13 protein-coding genes are annotated in these 15332 nt (G+C 62.1%); 3 read left to right on the top strand and 10 right to left on the bottom strand.

Annotation, left to right across the window (positions count from 1 at the left end; genetic code table 11):
• Positions 1–3: 3 nt before the first annotated feature.
• From mexE to HNR03_RS26805, 10 genes are all read right to left on the bottom strand, one after another.
• Positions 4–1257 carry a multidrug efflux RND transporter periplasmic adaptor subunit MexE gene (gene mexE, locus HNR03_RS26850; RefSeq protein ID WP_222586937.1) on the bottom strand — a complete coding sequence of 418 codons (1254 nt, stop codon included), beginning with the start codon at positions 1255–1257 and terminating at the stop codon, positions 4–6.
• Positions 1258–1507: 250 nt separating this feature from the next.
• Entirely contained in the window at positions 1508–2431 is a 924-nt protein-coding gene (gene folD / locus HNR03_RS26845; protein ID WP_259157075.1) for a bifunctional methylenetetrahydrofolate dehydrogenase/methenyltetrahydrofolate cyclohydrolase FolD, read from the bottom strand.
• A gap of 94 nt (positions 2432–2525) precedes the next feature.
• Entirely contained in the window at positions 2526–4205 is a 1680-nt protein-coding gene (locus HNR03_RS26840) for an APC family permease (RefSeq protein ID WP_259157072.1), read from the bottom strand.
• 75 nt (positions 4206–4280) lie between these two features.
• Positions 4281–6623, bottom strand: coding sequence for a DUF1989 domain-containing protein (locus HNR03_RS26835; RefSeq protein WP_259157071.1), 2343 nt, complete (start codon positions 6621–6623; stop codon positions 4281–4283).
• A 15-nt stretch (positions 6624–6638) separates the two neighbouring features.
• Positions 6639–8006: an NAD(P)-binding domain-containing protein gene (locus HNR03_RS26830; RefSeq protein WP_259157070.1), complete on the bottom strand. Its 1368-nt coding sequence runs from the start codon at positions 8004–8006 to the stop codon at positions 6639–6641.
• 64 nt (positions 8007–8070) lie between these two features.
• Complete coding sequence (gene purU, locus HNR03_RS26825) at positions 8071–8937, bottom strand: formyltetrahydrofolate deformylase (protein WP_222586932.1); 867 nt, start codon at positions 8935–8937, stop codon at positions 8071–8073.
• A gap of 31 nt (positions 8938–8968) precedes the next feature.
• Positions 8969–10099: an aminomethyltransferase family protein gene (locus HNR03_RS26820; protein WP_259157069.1), complete on the bottom strand. Its 1131-nt coding sequence runs from the start codon at positions 10097–10099 to the stop codon at positions 8969–8971.
• A 34-nt stretch (positions 10100–10133) separates the two neighbouring features.
• Complete coding sequence (locus HNR03_RS26815) at positions 10134–11147, bottom strand: DUF3445 domain-containing protein (protein WP_259157068.1); 1014 nt, start codon at positions 11145–11147, stop codon at positions 10134–10136.
• A gap of 9 nt (positions 11148–11156) precedes the next feature.
• Positions 11157–12086, bottom strand: coding sequence for a PDR/VanB family oxidoreductase (locus HNR03_RS26810; RefSeq protein ID WP_259157067.1), 930 nt, complete (start codon positions 12084–12086; stop codon positions 11157–11159).
• The gene (locus HNR03_RS26805; protein ID WP_259157066.1) at positions 12083–12595 is read right to left on the bottom strand and encodes a dimethylamine monooxygenase subunit DmmA family protein; all 513 of its coding nucleotides are present in this window, start codon (positions 12593–12595) and stop codon (positions 12083–12085) included. Before HNR03_RS26805 ends, HNR03_RS26810 begins: the two co-directional genes overlap by 4 nt.
• A gap of 189 nt (positions 12596–12784) precedes the next feature.
• Between HNR03_RS26805 and HNR03_RS26800 the strand changes: the two genes are divergently transcribed.
• Genes HNR03_RS26800 through HNR03_RS26790 form a run of 3 tightly spaced genes read left to right on the top strand, consistent with a single transcriptional unit; the run spans position 12785 to position 15332 of the window.
• Complete coding sequence (locus HNR03_RS26800; RefSeq protein WP_259157064.1) at positions 12785–13930, top strand: ATP-binding protein; 1146 nt, start codon at positions 12785–12787, stop codon at positions 13928–13930.
• A complete protein-coding gene (locus HNR03_RS26795) occupies positions 13899–14570 on the top strand; it encodes a response regulator (protein ID WP_259157062.1) in 672 nt (223 codons plus the stop codon). The genes HNR03_RS26800 and HNR03_RS26795 overlap by 32 nt, the downstream gene beginning before the upstream one ends.
• The gene (locus HNR03_RS26790) at positions 14571–15332 is read left to right on the top strand and encodes a PAS domain-containing protein (protein ID WP_259157060.1); all 762 of its coding nucleotides are present in this window, start codon (positions 14571–14573) and stop codon (positions 15330–15332) included.

Raw genomic sequence — 15332 nt, 5'->3', positions numbered from 1 at the left:
CCCTTAACCGCGTGGAGTCGCAGCAGCCAGTTTCACAACCGAACCCGGCGCGACCTTGGCAGGTGCGACTTGGGGCAGGTTGCTGGCTTCCAGCGCTTGTCGTTGTTGTGCGAGTGCCGCGAGGGTTTGTTCACTGGCCATCGGGATCACTTCGGGGGTGACCGGCGAGCCAGGGCGAACCCGTTGCAGACCCTTGACGATGACGGTGTCATCCTTGTTCAGGCCGCTGCGCACGATGCGCAAGCCTTCGATCTTCGGACCGAGCTCGACCGCGCGATAGGCTGTCTTGTTGTCGGCATCCATCACCAGTACGAATTTTTTACCGAGATCGGTACCGACCGCTTCATCGTTGATCAGCACAGCGGAGTAGGTACCGCTGCCGACCAGTTTCAGACGGGCATAAAGGCCCGGGGTGTAGGTGCCGTCGGTGTTGTCGAACACGGCGCGACCGCGGATGGTGCCGGTTTTCGGATTGACCTGGTTGTCGACGAAGTTCATCACGCCCTGGTGCGGGTTGCCGTCTTCGTTGGACAGGCCGAGGTAAACCGGAGTGGTTGCACCGCGTTTGCCCTGGCGAGCGAGCTGGGTGTATTTGAGGAACACACGTTCGTCAGCGTCGAAGTAGGCGTAGACCTTGTCGGTGGAAACGACACTGGTCAGCGCGGTGGTGTCGGCGGTGACCAGGTTACCGGCGGTGATTTCCGCACGGCTGACGCGACCGCTGATAGGCGCGGTGACGCGGGTGAAACTCAGGTTCAGTTTGGCCAGATCGAGTTGCGCCTGAAGGGCGCCGACGGCGGCGCGGGCTTCTTGTGCGGCACTGGTGCGCGAGTCGGCGAGTTCGGCGGAGATCGCGTTGCTGGTACGCAAGCGTTCGCCACGCTGGGCTTCGTTGTCGCTGCGGTTGGCATTGGCGCGGGCCTGGGCAACCAGGGCTTCGAGGCGGCGGACTTCAGCCTGGAACGGACGCGGGTCGATCTGGAACAGCAGGTCGCCTTTCTTGACCAGTGCGCCTTCAGTGAAGGCCACTTCGTCAATCTGGCCCGAGACCCGCGGACGAATTTCTACGGTTTCAGGCGCTTCGAGGCGCCCGGTGAATTCGTCCCACTCATTGATCGGTTGTTCCAGCACCTTGGCGACACTGACTTTCGCCGCAGGCATGGTAGCGGCAGACTCCGGGGCCTTGCCGCAGGCGCTCATCACCAGTACGGCCAGCAAGGCCAACGGGAAGCGCAAATGTTTGAGTGAATGTTCCATGGATGCATCCGCCAATGTATTGAGAATGGACGGATGATGCTCGGGGGAGGGTGTATCTCACGAATCGAATGAAGCAAAGGTAACTATCATTCGGAATGATATAAGACTAAAGCGAGCCCTCTAGCATGCGCCTTCGGTTAGAAAGCGATCAATCGGTCTGATGACAATTCTGTGTTGCCGAGCGTGCAAAGGTCAGGGGAGGCATGTTGACTGACACGGCCCACCTGCGCGTGGGCCGTTTTCGGGAGGCCTAGATAGTCACGGCAACACTGTTCGCTTGTCGTTCCCGCGCCTGGGCGGCACGCTGCAATTGACTGGCAATAAGGGTGTTCTTCAGCAGATACGCAATGGTCATCGGCCCGACCCCGCCGGGTACCGGCGTGATCGCGCTGGCCACTGTACGCGCACTGGCGTAATCGACATCGCCTACAAGCCGGTTGCCGGACTCACTGGCGATGCGATTGATGCCGACATCGATCACCACCGCGCCGGGTTTGAGCCAGCTGGCGTCGATCATCTCAGGACGACCTACCGCCGCGACCACGATGTCCGCCAGCCTGCACAACGCCGGTGCATCGACACTGCGCGAGTGCACCACGCTGACCGAGCAATGGGCCTGCAACAATAAGGTCGCCATGGGTTTGCCGACTATGTTCGAGCGGCCGATGACCACCGCGTGCAAGCCGCTCAAGTCGCCGCAGGTTTCGTGCAGCAGGCGCATGCAGCCGCTGGGTGTGCAGGGTGTCAGGACTTCAATGCCTTGCACCAGGCCGCCGACATTTTCCCGATGAAAGCCGTCCACGTCCTTGATCGGATCAATGGCATGGATCACCGCGCCTTCGTCGATATGGGCCGGCAATGGCAGCTGCACGAGGATGCCGTTCACCGTGGCATCGGCATTCAGTTGCGCAATCAGGTCCAACACTTGCGCCTGGCTGGCGGTTTCTGGCAGACGGTATTCAAGGGAGCGGATCCCGACGTCCTTGGCCCGCAGCAGTTTGTTGCGCACGTAGACCTCGCTGGCCGGGTCTTCACCGACGAGCAGCACGGCCAGGGCGGGGTAAATCTGCTGTCCGGCCAGGACCAGAACCTCTTCTCGAACTTCGTCGAGAACCTGGGCAGAGATGGCTTTGCCGTCGATAACGCGGGCAAGAGCGGGGGTGGTGCTGATCAAAAGAGTCACCGTCGTCTTGATTGATAGAGGGGCGAAGTGATCATCGAGGCATTGCTGCGCCTCGATGATCCATCAGACCTGCAGGCAAGGGCGCTTAGGCTACCAGTTGATGGCAACCGTACACCACCAGTACACCCGCGACCAGCGTGGCATAAGGCAGCCACCCGGCGCGTTTTTGTCCGGTATCGGTCTGCATGTACAGGTCGCTGATCATCGCTTCCGGGAAGCGGCCCTTGTCCTGCACGTAGTGCCGGAAGCAGAACACCGGGAGGATCAAGAGCGCCAGCAACAGGCCGGTCACCAGCGTGCCGGCGCCCCAGATATCGGCTCCCAGCCCCATGCACGCCAGGTTGACGAAGCTCAGTACACCACCGGCGGCCAATAGCACGGTCGGAGCCTTGTACGGACGTATCCAGTCGGGACGGTCCAGGCGATGGATCCAGCCAGCATTAAGGTTAAGAAAGTTGAAGATGATGTAGCTGACGTTGGATGCGGCCAGCACGAACACATAATCGGACATCAGCAACAGCAGCAGGTTGAACGACAAGTCGGTCCACATCGCTGCGGTAGGTGCGCCGTGTTCGTTGGTGCGCCCCAGATATTTCGGCAGCCAGCCATCCACCGACGCCTGATACAGGGTGCGCGAGGAGCCGGACATCGAAGTCATGATTGCCAGCAGCGTGGCCAGGACCAACATGATCAGCACGATGTTGGCCACCAGTTTTCCGCCGCCGATGCTGTCTGCCATGACCTGGCCGACGCCCATGCCGCTGTAGATCGCGGGTGACAGCAGACCGCTGTAGACCGCCGGTGTGACCACCGTGCCGCTGGCATCGAGAACAGCCGGTGTCACCAGTTGGCCGAGTCCGAGGCTGCCCTGAAACGCCAGGGGCACCAGGGTGAACACCAGAATGCACAGCAGGCCGGCGTAAAAAATGGCCTTGAACGTGTCACGCTTGGGGTCCTTGAATTCCCGGGTGTAGCAGACGGCAGTTTCGAAGCCGTACGTGGACCAGGCGGCCATGAACAGGCCGCCGGCCATCAATGACCACCCGGAAATGTCCCAAGGCCCGTCTATCACTTGCCCTGCCGCGTCATGGGCCAGTGGGTACAAGGGAAGGAAATTGGCCTGGGCCGCGTCACCGGTGAATAGCGGCACCACGCCCACCAGCAGCAAGGGAATCAGCGAGGTCACCCCAAGCACCAGGGTCAGGCGTGCCGAGCGCAAGATGCCGCCATGCTGCACGGCGAACACCGTCAGTAAAATCAACAGGCCGATGGCGAACGTTGCGTTGATCCGCAGCGACAGGCCGCTCTTGACCCAGCCGAGGTCCAGCAAGGTCAGTTGCCAGGTATTGATCAACGCATCAGCGGGGAACAAGGCGGTGAGGATGTAACCGGCTGCCAGCCCCGAGCCAATGGACAACACCGGGGACCAGGCCAGCCAGTTGCACCAGACCGAGACCGGTGCGATCAGCTTACTGTAGCGCACCCAGGCAACGGCGCCGTAGACCGACGCACCACCGGATTTGTGTGGAAACAGCCCGGCGATTTCGGCATAGGTGAAGGCCTGGATGAAGCCGAACAGGATCGACACGATCCAGACGATCCAGGCCGGTTTGCCTACCGTGGCGGCAATCGCGCCGATAGAAAACAGGACCAGGGCGGGCACGCCACTGGCGACCCAGAAAGCCCCGCGCCAATCAATCTTGCGGTGCAGGCTGCCAACCGAGCTGGCGGCCTGCGGTACGGCCTCGAACGTAGTCGCTTCCATCTTCGTATTCCCATGTCTGAGTAGAGGAGTAGTGGGGCAGTCAAAGTCGGGTGGCGCTCAAGCTCGTGTGATCGATCAACTGCGTACCCGGCTCTTGTCCGGGTCGTAGAAAATCGCTGCGGTGACCGTGGCGCTGATGCGCTTCTGCAGGCCATCGACTTTGCCGATCTCCAACGCTGTGCCGACGTCGGCGCAGGCCACGTCGACCCGGCACAGCGCGATATTGCTGGCCAGCAGTGGTGAGCGGCAGGCACTGGTGATGACCCCGACCTGGGCTCGGCCGTGGTACACCGGGTCACCGTGGTGGGCGCCTTCGTTGCCACTCAGTTGCAGGCCCACCAGTTTGTGAGCGGGATGGGCGCTGCGCCGTAGCAGGGCATCGCGGCCGATGAAGTCATCGGTTTTGCCTTTCAACGGAACACAAAAACCGATACCGGCCTCGAACGGATCGGTCTGGTCGCTGAACTCGTAACCGGCAAAAATCAGCCCGGCTTCGATGCGCAGCATGTCCAGCGCTTCCAGGCCCAGCGGCACCAGGCCCAAAGGTTGGCCCAGTTGCCAGATCCGGTCCCAGACCCGCTCCGCATCCTCGGGTTGGCACCAGACTTCGTAGCCCAGTTCGCCGGTGTAGCCGGTGCGCGAGATCATCAATGGGCAGCCGTCGTAACCGTCCAGACGACCCACCAGGAACCGGAACCAGCCCAGGGTTTCCAGGCTCGGTTGGGTCGGCGGGGTCCAGACCATTTGTTTGAGCAGCTCGCGGCTCATCGGGCCTTGTACCGCCAGGTTGTGGATCTGCTCGCTGGCGGATTTGACCCAGACTTTCATGCCGAGCTTTTGCGCCTGTTCGCGCAGCCAGACCCCGGCGTAATCCTCGCCGCAGATCCAGCGGAAATTGTCCGGGCCCAGGCGCAGCAGGGTGCCGTCGTCGAGCATGCCGCCGTGCTCGTGACACATCGCCGAGTACACCACTTGACCCACCGCCAGGCGCCGCACATCGCGGGTCAGGCAGTGCTGCAACAAGGCTTCGGCGTCAGGGCCGATGATTTCGAATTTGCGCAGGGCGGTCAGGTCCATCACGGCCACGCGCTCGCGGCAACCGAGGTATTCCTCGATCGCGCCATAGCCGTCATAGCGCAGTGGCAGCCACCAGTTGCGGTAGTCGACGAAGCTGCCGGTCAAGGCGCTGGTGCGTGAATGGAACGCGGACTCACGGGTGAGGATCGGGTCGGCATCGGCCGTGGTTCGAGTGCTCATGGCGATGGAAAAACGCTCCTTTTCGCTGTAGATGCGGATATGGATATCGGTCGGGTTCCAGCCATTGGCCGGGTCGATGTCATCCGGGCACGAAGTACTGCCGCACACCAGTTCGGTCATGGCCCGCAGCAGCACGTAGTCGCCGGGGCGCGACCAGGGTTCATCCAGGGTCATCTGCTGGTGCGCGTCGATTCCGGTATTGAAAAACAAATTGATCGCCGGCCAGCCATTGCGGGCCTTGACCCCATGGGAGGCGAGCACTCGGCTGAGGTTGTCGCTGCAGTTGTCGTGCCCGAAATAACCATGGCTCTCGTAGTAGCGCGCGGCGCAGGCGAGGGCGAAGGAGTCGTGCCGGCCGACGGTGTCACGCACCACCTCCAGCATCGGTTGCATCTGCCGGTCGAAAAACTTTGAGAACAGTCCCGGTGCCGGGTAGGCGCTGCCGTTCAGGGTGCGGGTGACGGTCTGGTCCAGGTCCAGTTCCAGACCGCGATCCAGTGCCCGCCGATCCAGAGCGACGAAGTCCGAGCACTGGCGACCGGCGACATCCAGCACCTGCACGTACTGACCTTTACCGACGGTGTAACTGCGAGCGGTGCCAGCGCCGATGGTGAACTCGTCGATTAACTCGCCCAAGGGTTCGGGCAACGCGGGGAGCAGCAGGGGTGAGGGATTGGCCCGTGTCACCAGCAGTCGCAGCTCGCTGGGCCGGTATTGCCGGTCAACGGCGGTTGGCCCGGCGGGTGCGGCGACGATCACCAGCAGCTCACCGTCGGCGACGAAGCGGCGGCTGAAGTTGGCCGGGCTGTCCTCGTCCCAGAGTGAAGCGGCGCTGGGCAGGTGCTGTGGATCAATCGCACGTCGGCTCAGCGCCTGGCCAATGCGCCGCGATTGCAAGGTCGGTTCGGCGAGCCGTGCGCCGATGAACCCGCAGGCCGTCGAACCGCTCAGGGCCCAGGCCGCGAGGGCGCTGCGACCGAGGGTATCGATGGCCAGCAATTCGCAGGGCTGCCGGCCTTCAAGGTCGATCACTTGCAGGCTGTCGCCGGGCTGCAACGCGACAAGGGTCAGGCCGCCGCCGGCCACCCGATAGCGCTCCAGGCCCGGGGCTCGGGCAAAGAGTCCGGGCTCGCGCGGATGGGAAACACGAGGTGCGTTCATGGTGGGACTCCCGGGTCAACCGATCGACTTGACGGATATCGCCGGTTCAGCGAGGTACGCCGCCATGGAGTCGTCAAGAGCATGCAGCCAGGGCGTGTGGTGGGGCGGCGACTGGGTGCCGGTCATCAGCGATCGGTAGGATTTGTCGCGGTAACCCATGATGTTGTGGGCCTTGTCGTGCTTCCAGTGCAGGAAGGTGTCGTTGACCCCGGCGATATCGAAGTTCGGGTAGTCCGTGGCGTCCACCAGTTGCTGGATATAGGCGCCCTGGTATTCGAACATCTGCTGGTTGGTTTCAAGCTGCTGTTCGCGGGCATGCCATTGCTGGATATCGGCGGCCCTTTGTGTCGGGTCGGGTAGAGCGATGCGTTGCAGGATCACGTCGCGGGCGTACCAGGCCTGGGCGTCGAACATGTTGAACGAGTACCACTGGTCCTGCATGCCGAGGTAGATCAGTTGCGGGTTGGGCTGCCAGAAAATGCCTTTGTACAGGTTCATCGGCCACAGTCGGTTGTCAGTCTTGAGGCACAGTTCGTCCGGCAGGAAGGGGAAGTGATGTTTGTAGCCAGTGCAGAGGATCACCGCATCGATGTGCTTGTGGGTGCCGTCAATAAAGTACGCGCGGTTTTTTTCCAAGCGCTGCAACAGCGGTTTTTCTTCCCAGTTGGCGGGCCAGTCATAGCCCATGGGCGCGGTGCGGTAGCAGCTGGTGATGCTGCGGGCGCCGTATTTGTAGCACTGGGAACCGATGTCTTCGGCGGAATAACTACTGCCGACAATCAGCAGATCCTTGCCCTTGAACTCCAGCGCGTCGCGGAAATCATGGGCGTGCAGAATGCGCCCGCCGAACTGCTCGAATCCGGGGAAGTACGGCATCTGGGGCGTTGAAAAGTGCCCGCAGGCGTTGATCACATAGTCGAATTCTTCCGAGGTCCGGGTATCGCTGCCGTAGTCGTGGGCGACCACCGTGAAGCGGCGAGTCTCTTCGTCAAAGGTGACCTGGCGTACCACATTGTTGAAACGGATGTAGTCGCGAACTCCGGCTTTTTCGACGCGGCCCTTGATGTAGTCCCACAGCACTTCCCTTGGCGGATACGAGCCGATGGGGCGACCGAAATGTTCCTCGAAACTGTAGTCGGCGAACTCCAGGCATTCTTTCGGGCCGTTGGACCATAAATAGCGGTACATGCTGCCGTGGACCGGTTCGCCGTTTTCATCCAGGCCGGTGCGCCAGGTGTAATTCCACATGCCGCCCCAGTCCTGCTGTTTTTCGTAGCAGACGAGTTCCGGGATGGGCGTGCCCTGGTCCCTGGCTGATTGAAATGCCCGCAGTTGAGCCATGCCGCAAGGGCCGGCACCGATGATTGCTACGCGTGTGGTCATGGTCGTCTCTCGTGACTGTGTCTTGTGGCTGTGTCTTGTGGCGATGGATCGGAAAAGGGCGCGCTCAGCGAAAAATCACCGTCTTGTCCTGGTTGATGAACACCCGGTGTTCCAGGTGGTATTTCAGGGCTTTGGAAAGTGCGACGGTCTCGGTGTCGCGGCCGATGGCGACCAGCGCATCGGGCTGGTAGGTGTGATCGACGCGCTGGATTTCCTGCTCGATGATCGGACCTTCATCGAGGTCACTGGTGACGTAGTGGGCGGTGGCGCCGATCAGCTTCACGCCACGGTCGTAGGCCTGGTGATAGGGCTTGGCACCCTTGAAGCCGGGGAGGAACGAGTGATGGATATTGATGGCGCGACCGGACAGTTGCTGGCACAGGCCGTCAGACAGAATTTGCATGTAGCGGGCGAGCACCACCAGGTCGGTCTGGGTGTCCTCGACGATGCGCATCAACTCGGCTTCCTGGCTGGCCTTGGTGTCCTTGTTGACCGGCAGGTAGATGAAGCGAATACCTTCGCGTTCAGCCATGGCCCGCAGGTCCAGGTGGTTTGAGACCACGGCGGTAATGTGCATGTCCATCTCGCCCTTGCGGTGGCGGTACAGCAGGTCGGTCAGGCAGTGGTCGAATTTGCTGACCATCAGCAGCACGCGGGTCGGCTGACTGCTGCAGAACAGCTGCCACTGCATGTCGAAGCCGCCGGCCAGGTCACCCAGACCCTCGCGAAGGGCACCGATATCGCCGGTCACGCCGGTGTTGAAGCGGAACACCGCGCGCATGAAAAACTGCCCGGTGAACTCGTCGTCGAATTGCGCCAGCTCGCTGATGTAGCACTGCTGTCCGGCCAGGCAGGTGGTGATCGCGGCAACGATGCCGGACGCTGCCGGGCAATTGATCTTGAGGATGTAATGTTCGTTGGAAGTGTCCATCGAAGGTCCCTTGGATAAGGTGGTTGGAGGCTCAGCCCTTGGCCGTGCGCTTGGTTTTTTCCGGATCATCGAAGGGCAGGGCGTGGGTCACGGCAGCGCTTTCCTGGCTGCCGCGCACCTGCAAGGCAATGCCTGGGACCGAGCAAGCGACGCTCATCCGGGCGATGGCCATCGAGCGTTTGCTCAGGCGTGAATACATGCCGCAGGTGATCACCCCGACTTGCTGGTTGCCTTGCCACAGGGTGTCGCCGGCTTCGGCGGCACGCACGCCTTCGAGCAGCACGCCGGTGATCTTGAAGCGCTCCTGGCCGCGCAGGCGCAAGTGCTCTTCGGCACCACGGAATTCGCGCTTGTCCGGGGACACGGTGAAATCCAGGCCCATTTCCCACAGGGTGTCGCCCGCCTTCTGATCGGCGAAGGGGTACATCTGCGAGTTGTCGTAGGGGAAAAACATCAGCGAGCTTTCCACCCGCAACCAGTCCAGTGCAGTGAAGGCGCAAGGGATGATGCCCAGGCACGCGCCTTGTTCGAGGATCGTGTCCCACAGCGCCGGCGCATCGGCGGCCTTGCAGAAAATCTCGTAGCCGCGCTCGCCGGTGTAACCGGTGCGAGAGATCATCACCGGGCGGTCAAACAGGCGGGTTTGCAGGTGATGGAAGTAAGGCAGCTGACGGATCCCGGGGACATGCTCGGCGAGAAAATCCACCGCCAGCGGTCCTTGCAGCGACAAGTCGTGCAGGTCGTCATCGAACAGCACCGCCACTTGCCGGCCCTGGGATGAGCGCACCAGCATTTCGTGGCCGCTGCCGGCACCGTGCACCACCATGAAGGCGTTGGGGCCGGTGCGGTAGACGATGCAGTCATCGACAAATTTGCCGTCCTCGTCGAGCATCGAGGCATACACCGACTTGCCAGGGTAGAGCTTGGCGATGTCGCGGGTGGTTGCCCATTGCAGCAGGCTCTCGGCGTGCGGGCCGACGTAGTGGACTTTTTTCAGCCCGGACACGTCCATCAGCCCGGCCCGGGTACGGATTGCCTGATGGTGATCGGCCAGATCGCTGTCGTAGGTCCAGGCAGTGCCCATGCCGTTCCAGTCTTCGAGGTTCGAGCCGAGTGCGCGGTGCCGTTCGGCCAGTGCAGAAATACGCCATGAATGCGCCATGTGAAGATCCTTGTCGGTAAAAGTGGGTCAGGGTTCAGGCCTGGTCGAAGCGGCTCAGCCACTCGACCAGGGTCTGTCGGTAGCGGCTCATGCCCTTGTAGTCGGCGATCGGCTCGGGCAGGTCGCGCAGCACACGGTGCAGGCGGCAGCCCCAGCCGGGCTGAGTGACCAGCTCATCCATGCTGATCAGGTAGGTTCGGATGCTGAACATCACCGCGTTGCTACGGGGCAGGCGGACCATCACTTGCAACTCGACCCGCAGGTGAACCTGTTGCCCGACGTTCTGGGCGGTGATGCGGCCGCGGTCGGCGCCCCATTCATGGAAAGTCTCGGGGGAGGAGTCCAGGCGCGGGTTGATGGTCAGCGTCCAGTTCAGACGCCGCACCGGTTGCCCCACTTGCAGGTTGAGCAGGTACTTCAGCGCGCGGTCGAAGATGCCCATCTGGTGGGCCATGGGCACCGGCGAATGCCACTGTTTGAAACTCATGCCGGCGTCGAAGGCCAGGGACCAGTCGGCGGGGCTGGTGACCAGGCCGGCGTCCATGTACAGATCGCCGTCGCGTTGATCGAGCAGGGCGAAATCCCCCTGCACCTGTCGGCCAATGAACTCCAGCGGTTCACAAGGCAAGGTCGCGGCATCACCGAATACGAAGTGCTGGTCGATATCGAGCAAGGTGTTGCGCCAATGCCAATGCGGCGCGTCACGCTCGAGGGTGAACCATTGCGGATAGTCGGCGGCCAGATGCTCCATCAGCATTTGCAGCGCATCCCAGGCCGCCACTTGCATGTGCGGCAGCACCAGGTAGCGGCGCGGATCCTTGTCCAGCACCAGGGCGCGTTCGGCCATTTCCGAGCGATAGTGTTCGTCGATGTCGAACGCGTGCTGGTAAATCGAACCGGGATCCCGGGAAGTCGCCGGTTCGATGTTCACCGAATACAGGTAGCTGTCCTCGGTGAAGGGGAAGGGGAAACGACGGATGGCGGCGGGGCTGTTGCGAAAACTGAAATCGTCTCGATAGCTCTGCACAGGACTTGATTGCATGGTCATGGTCGACTCCTAAAGATCCAGCGAAACGGAAGGGCCGCAGCCGCGGGAGACACAGGGCATGAGAAAGTCGGCCTGCTCGGCGGGGCTCAGGAAACTGTCGCGGTGTTCGATGTCGCCGCCCACGTGGCGGGTCATGCATTGGCCGCAGACCCCGCCACGGCACAGGTTGGGGATCTGCAGCCCGGCGGACTCCAGGGCTTCGAGCAGGCTTTGATCGGGGCCGACCCGCAGGCGCCGGCCGCTGCGCAGCAGTTCCAGGTCGAAGGGTTGGCCCGGTTGTGCGGCATTGAACGCCTCCCAGTGCACGCGACTGGGTGGCCAGCCAAGTGCCTTGGCCTGTTGCCGAACCGCGTCGAGCAACGGTTGCGGGCCGCAGGTGTAAAGGTGGCTGCCCAGCGGTCGATCACGCAGGATCCGGCTCAGGTCCGGGCGACTGGCGTAAGTGTGCAGGCGCGATCCCAGCCGCTGTTGCAACGCCTCGACATAGGCATCGCTCAAGCCAGGACGGCAGAGGTAATGCAATTCGAAGTGAGCCTGGCGTTGTTCCAGGGCCGCGATGTAGGTCATGAACGGCGTGATGCCGATGCCTCCGGCAATCAAGATGTGCAGGCTGGCGGTCGAGTGCAGGGCGAACAGATTGGCCGGTGGCGAAATCTGCAGCGTGTCGCCGACCTGGACCTGCCGGTGCAGGTAGTGCGAGCCACCGCGAGACGCTTCCTGCAAGCGTACGGCGATGCGGTAATGCTGGCTGTCCGCGGGGTCGCCAGTCAGTGAATAGGCATTGCGCACCTTGCCCCCGGCCAGCGGCAGGTGGACCTGCACATGACTGCCGGGAGAGAAAATCGGCAGGGGCCCGGCGCACGACTGCAGGGTGAACTCGCGCACCACTGGGGTCAGCATTCTTGCCGCACTGACCCGCACTTCGATGACGGCGCTCATGACCGGGCTCCGGCGTAAGGCTGATCGGGGTTGGCGCAGACGCCGAGGTATGCCCCCAGGCGCCGGGAAAAGTGCTCGCGGACTTCTAGCTTTACATCGCAACCGTTGCAGCTCTGCAGCGCCTCTGTCCCGGCGGCCTGAGTCAGGCCGCAGTGCACGCAATACACCAGACGCGCACCGGCAAGCGTGTGGGTGATGTCGATCTCGTCATTTTCCAGTCCGGCGCTGCGGGCCTCGCCATGAATACGCCAGATAAAGGCCTCGTCGCCCATGATGTAGAGATGGCTGCCGACGCTGGCGCTAGCCAACGCCTGATGCAGGCGGCGGGAAAAATCGGCGCTTTCGCCGTTCAGTACCAGGGGCTGTTCCAGCTCGTCGACAAAGGGCGCGCGGGCGGCCGCCGATTGCATGACCACGATGTGCCGGGAAACGCTTTCACGAGGCAGCGGCTGGCCATAGCACGGGAGGCTGTGAAGTCGGTCCGGGGCGGCGCTGTGTCTATCCGTCATGTGGGCTTTCCTGGTGTTGAACTGGGAATTTGTTTCCTGTTGGGGAAGATACTTTCCTATGGGGAAAATCTTCTCAATCCGGAAAAAGGGCTATGTCTTTGGAGATAAGCCCTGCACAACGCCGGTTCGGGGCATGGAAGTTGCTGGTCTTTGCTCAGGGCTGAGCAACCGGACGGGGAGTTATCGATAGTGCGAACACGATCGCAGTGGTGGCCGCTCTGGTTGGGGCGTATTCGCCCCGAACAGGCACGCAGCGTACGCAAACTGTTGGCCGGATTACCCTTGTGTCAGGTGCACGCTGACGGTGCCTTGTCGGGTTTTCTGGATCGTTTCGAAGCATTGTTGCCGACCTGCAAACTGAATCTGATCCTGGGCGGCGAAGACCTGGGGCCGGCACGGCGCGGATTGCTCGAAGGCTGTCAGGACGTTGCGCGTTGCCCCTGGCGTGAGTCGACACTGACTGATGCGGCGCAGGCCTGTGGCCCTTGTCGGCAACAGGGCGTACATCGCCTGTTGTGTGCCTTGCCGAACAGTGATGATTCAAGCAAAGGGGTGTTGTTGCTCGATACCCCACATCCGGTTCACGCAAGCTGGCGCCAGTTGCTGGAGGAAGCGGCGCAGGCGGTCGGCGTCACCGTGCGTCTGCGCTGCCATACCCGTGAGCAACAGCGCAAACAGGCCACATCCCGGCATGGCGCCCTGGCCCGTGAGCTGCACGATTCGGTGGCGCAGCAGTTGGGTTACCTGTCGTTCCAGGCGCGTTTGCTGCAGTCGCAATTGGACGAGCCTGCGCGGGCCAGCACCGCGTTACAGGAACTGTGCGGCGGCTTGAGCCAGCTGCAGCGTCAGGTGCGCGAGCTGATCACCAGCGCTCGTCTGACCATGGACGGGCGTTCGTTGCGCCAGGCCCTGGCCGACTCTGTCGCCGAGTTCTCGCGGCGCTGCATCATCGTCTTTGAACTGGACAATCGCCTGGCGGATGACGCTTTGAGCCCGGAAACCGAATTGCAGATTCTGCAGATCATTCGCGAGGCACTGGCCAACGCCGTACGCCATTCCCATGCACGGCATGTGCGCATCGAGTTGCGGCAAAACCAGGACGGTGAGGCTTCTGTTTCGGTGGAGGATGACGGCATCGGGCTGAGCCCGGCGTCTGGGGAAGAAAACCATTTCGGCCTGGCGATTATCCGCGAGCGCGCCGCGAGCATTGGCGCCCGACTGACCATCGAGGCGATCCGCCCGCACGGAGTCCGCGTACACCTTGGCCTTTGTTGCCACCAAGACCTGCCACAGGGGAGTTTCGATGGACTGCACGACCTTATTACTGATCGATGATCATCCGTTGTTTCGCAAAGGACTGGCACAGCTGTTCGGCGCCAGCGACGACTTCGAAGTGGTGGGGCAGGCTGCCAGTGGCCGCGAAGGCATCAACCTGGCCGTGAGCCTGGCGCCGCAGCAGGTTTTGCTTGATCTGCACATGCCCGGCTTGAGCGGTTTGCAGGTGCTCGATGAATTGCGTCAGTTGCGCCTCGATTGTCAGGTGGTGGTGCTCACCGCATCGATGGATCGCGCCGAGCTGTTGACCGCCCTGCGCCTGGGCGCCAGTGGTTATGTGCTCAAGGAAACCGAGCCGGATGCGTTGTTGGCCTACATGCGCAATTGCCACAAGGGCGCGATTGTTCTGGATTCAACCCTGATTGCGCTGCTGGCCGATCAGGGCGATTCGGTGAACCGGCCTGCGCACGATTCGGATTCGCTCGACACCGGCAACCTGACCGAGCGCGAAGGTCAGACCCTGGCACTGATCGCTGCGGGCATGAGCAATAAACAGATCGGTCGGGAGCTGGGGATCAGCGATGGCACGGTCAAGATCTATGTGAGGAATCTGTTGCAGAAGCTCAGCCTGCACTCGCGCCTGGAGCTGGCGGCGTGGGTGCACAACGGCACATCGATGAGACACGAGGAGCGTCATTAGATGATGGAACGGCCAGAGGCATTCATGCAGACACCGCCCTTGCACCTGATGGATCGCTTTCCTGCGGCGTTGCTCGAACTGCGGGATAACGGTCAGATCGCCCACTTCAACCTGGCCTGGGTCGAGCTGATGGATCTGCCGGGCACGGAACGCAACCTCATCGACTATGTGCACCACGAAGACCGTTCGTTGTGGCGTCAGGCCCTGCATGAACTGCGTCGGCGCCCCGAAACCTCCTTCAACCAGCGGCTGCGTTTTGTTCACCCTTCGGGGGAGCTGCGCTGGTTCGACGTCAGCCTGAAGCGTGGGCCGCAGGGTTTTTATCTGGTGGCCAGCGACATCACTGCGCACAAGCGGCGCGAAATTGCCTTGCAGGCCAGCCAGCGCAGCAGCATGAGCTTGCTCGACAGCATGCCGGGGCTGATCTATCGCGGCCGAAACAACCGCGACTGGACCATGGAATTCGTCAGTGCCGGTTGCCTGCAACTGACCGGGTATCCACCCGAGCGGCTGGTGGACAACCATGAGTTCACCTACAACAGCCTCATCCTGGCGCAGGACGCCGATTACGTCTGGCGCGAGGTGCAATATGCGCTGTCGCGGCAGGAGCCGTTCGAACTCAATTACCGGATTCGCTGCGCCGATCAGTCGATCAAGCATGTCTGGGAAAAGGGTGTCGGCATCTACGCCGACACGCGTGAAGTGCTGGGTATCGAGGGGGCGATTTTCGAGCGCAGTGCTGGACAGAATCCGGGGCGCTGA

Origin of the sequence: Pseudomonas sp. JAI111 (genome assembly GCF_024809425.1) — a bacterium.
Taxonomy (GTDB): Bacteria; Pseudomonadota; Gammaproteobacteria; order Pseudomonadales; family Pseudomonadaceae; genus Aquipseudomonas.
Note: the sequence above shows the minus strand (reverse complement) of the source record. Positions and strands in the feature narration are given on the sequence as shown.

Excerpts from the sequence above, each read along its gene's own strand:
- HNR03_RS26790 (WP_259157060.1), top strand. The coding sequence starts at position 14,571 with ATGATGGAACGGCCAGAGGCATTCATGCAGACACCGCCCTTGCACCTG.
- HNR03_RS26820 (WP_259157069.1), bottom strand. The coding sequence starts at position 10,099 with ATGGCGCATTCATGGCGTATTTCTGCACTGGCCGAACGGCACCGCGCA.
- HNR03_RS26795 (WP_259157062.1), top strand. The coding sequence starts at position 13,899 with ATGGACTGCACGACCTTATTACTGATCGATGATCATCCGTTGTTTCGC.
- HNR03_RS26805 (WP_259157066.1), bottom strand. The coding sequence starts at position 12,595 with ATGACGGATAGACACAGCGCCGCCCCGGACCGACTTCACAGCCTCCCG.
- HNR03_RS26810 (WP_259157067.1), bottom strand. The coding sequence starts at position 12,086 with ATGAGCGCCGTCATCGAAGTGCGGGTCAGTGCGGCAAGAATGCTGACC.
- HNR03_RS26815 (WP_259157068.1), bottom strand. The coding sequence starts at position 11,147 with ATGACCATGCAATCAAGTCCTGTGCAGAGCTATCGAGACGATTTCAGT.
- HNR03_RS26840 (WP_259157072.1), bottom strand. The coding sequence starts at position 4,205 with ATGGAAGCGACTACGTTCGAGGCCGTACCGCAGGCCGCCAGCTCGGTT.
- HNR03_RS26835 (WP_259157071.1), bottom strand. The coding sequence starts at position 6,623 with ATGAACGCACCTCGTGTTTCCCATCCGCGCGAGCCCGGACTCTTTGCC.
- HNR03_RS26830 (WP_259157070.1), bottom strand. The coding sequence starts at position 8,006 with ATGACCACACGCGTAGCAATCATCGGTGCCGGCCCTTGCGGCATGGCT.
- purU (WP_222586932.1), bottom strand. The coding sequence starts at position 8,937 with ATGGACACTTCCAACGAACATTACATCCTCAAGATCAATTGCCCGGCA.
- mexE (WP_222586937.1), bottom strand. The coding sequence starts at position 1,257 with ATGGAACATTCACTCAAACATTTGCGCTTCCCGTTGGCCTTGCTGGCC.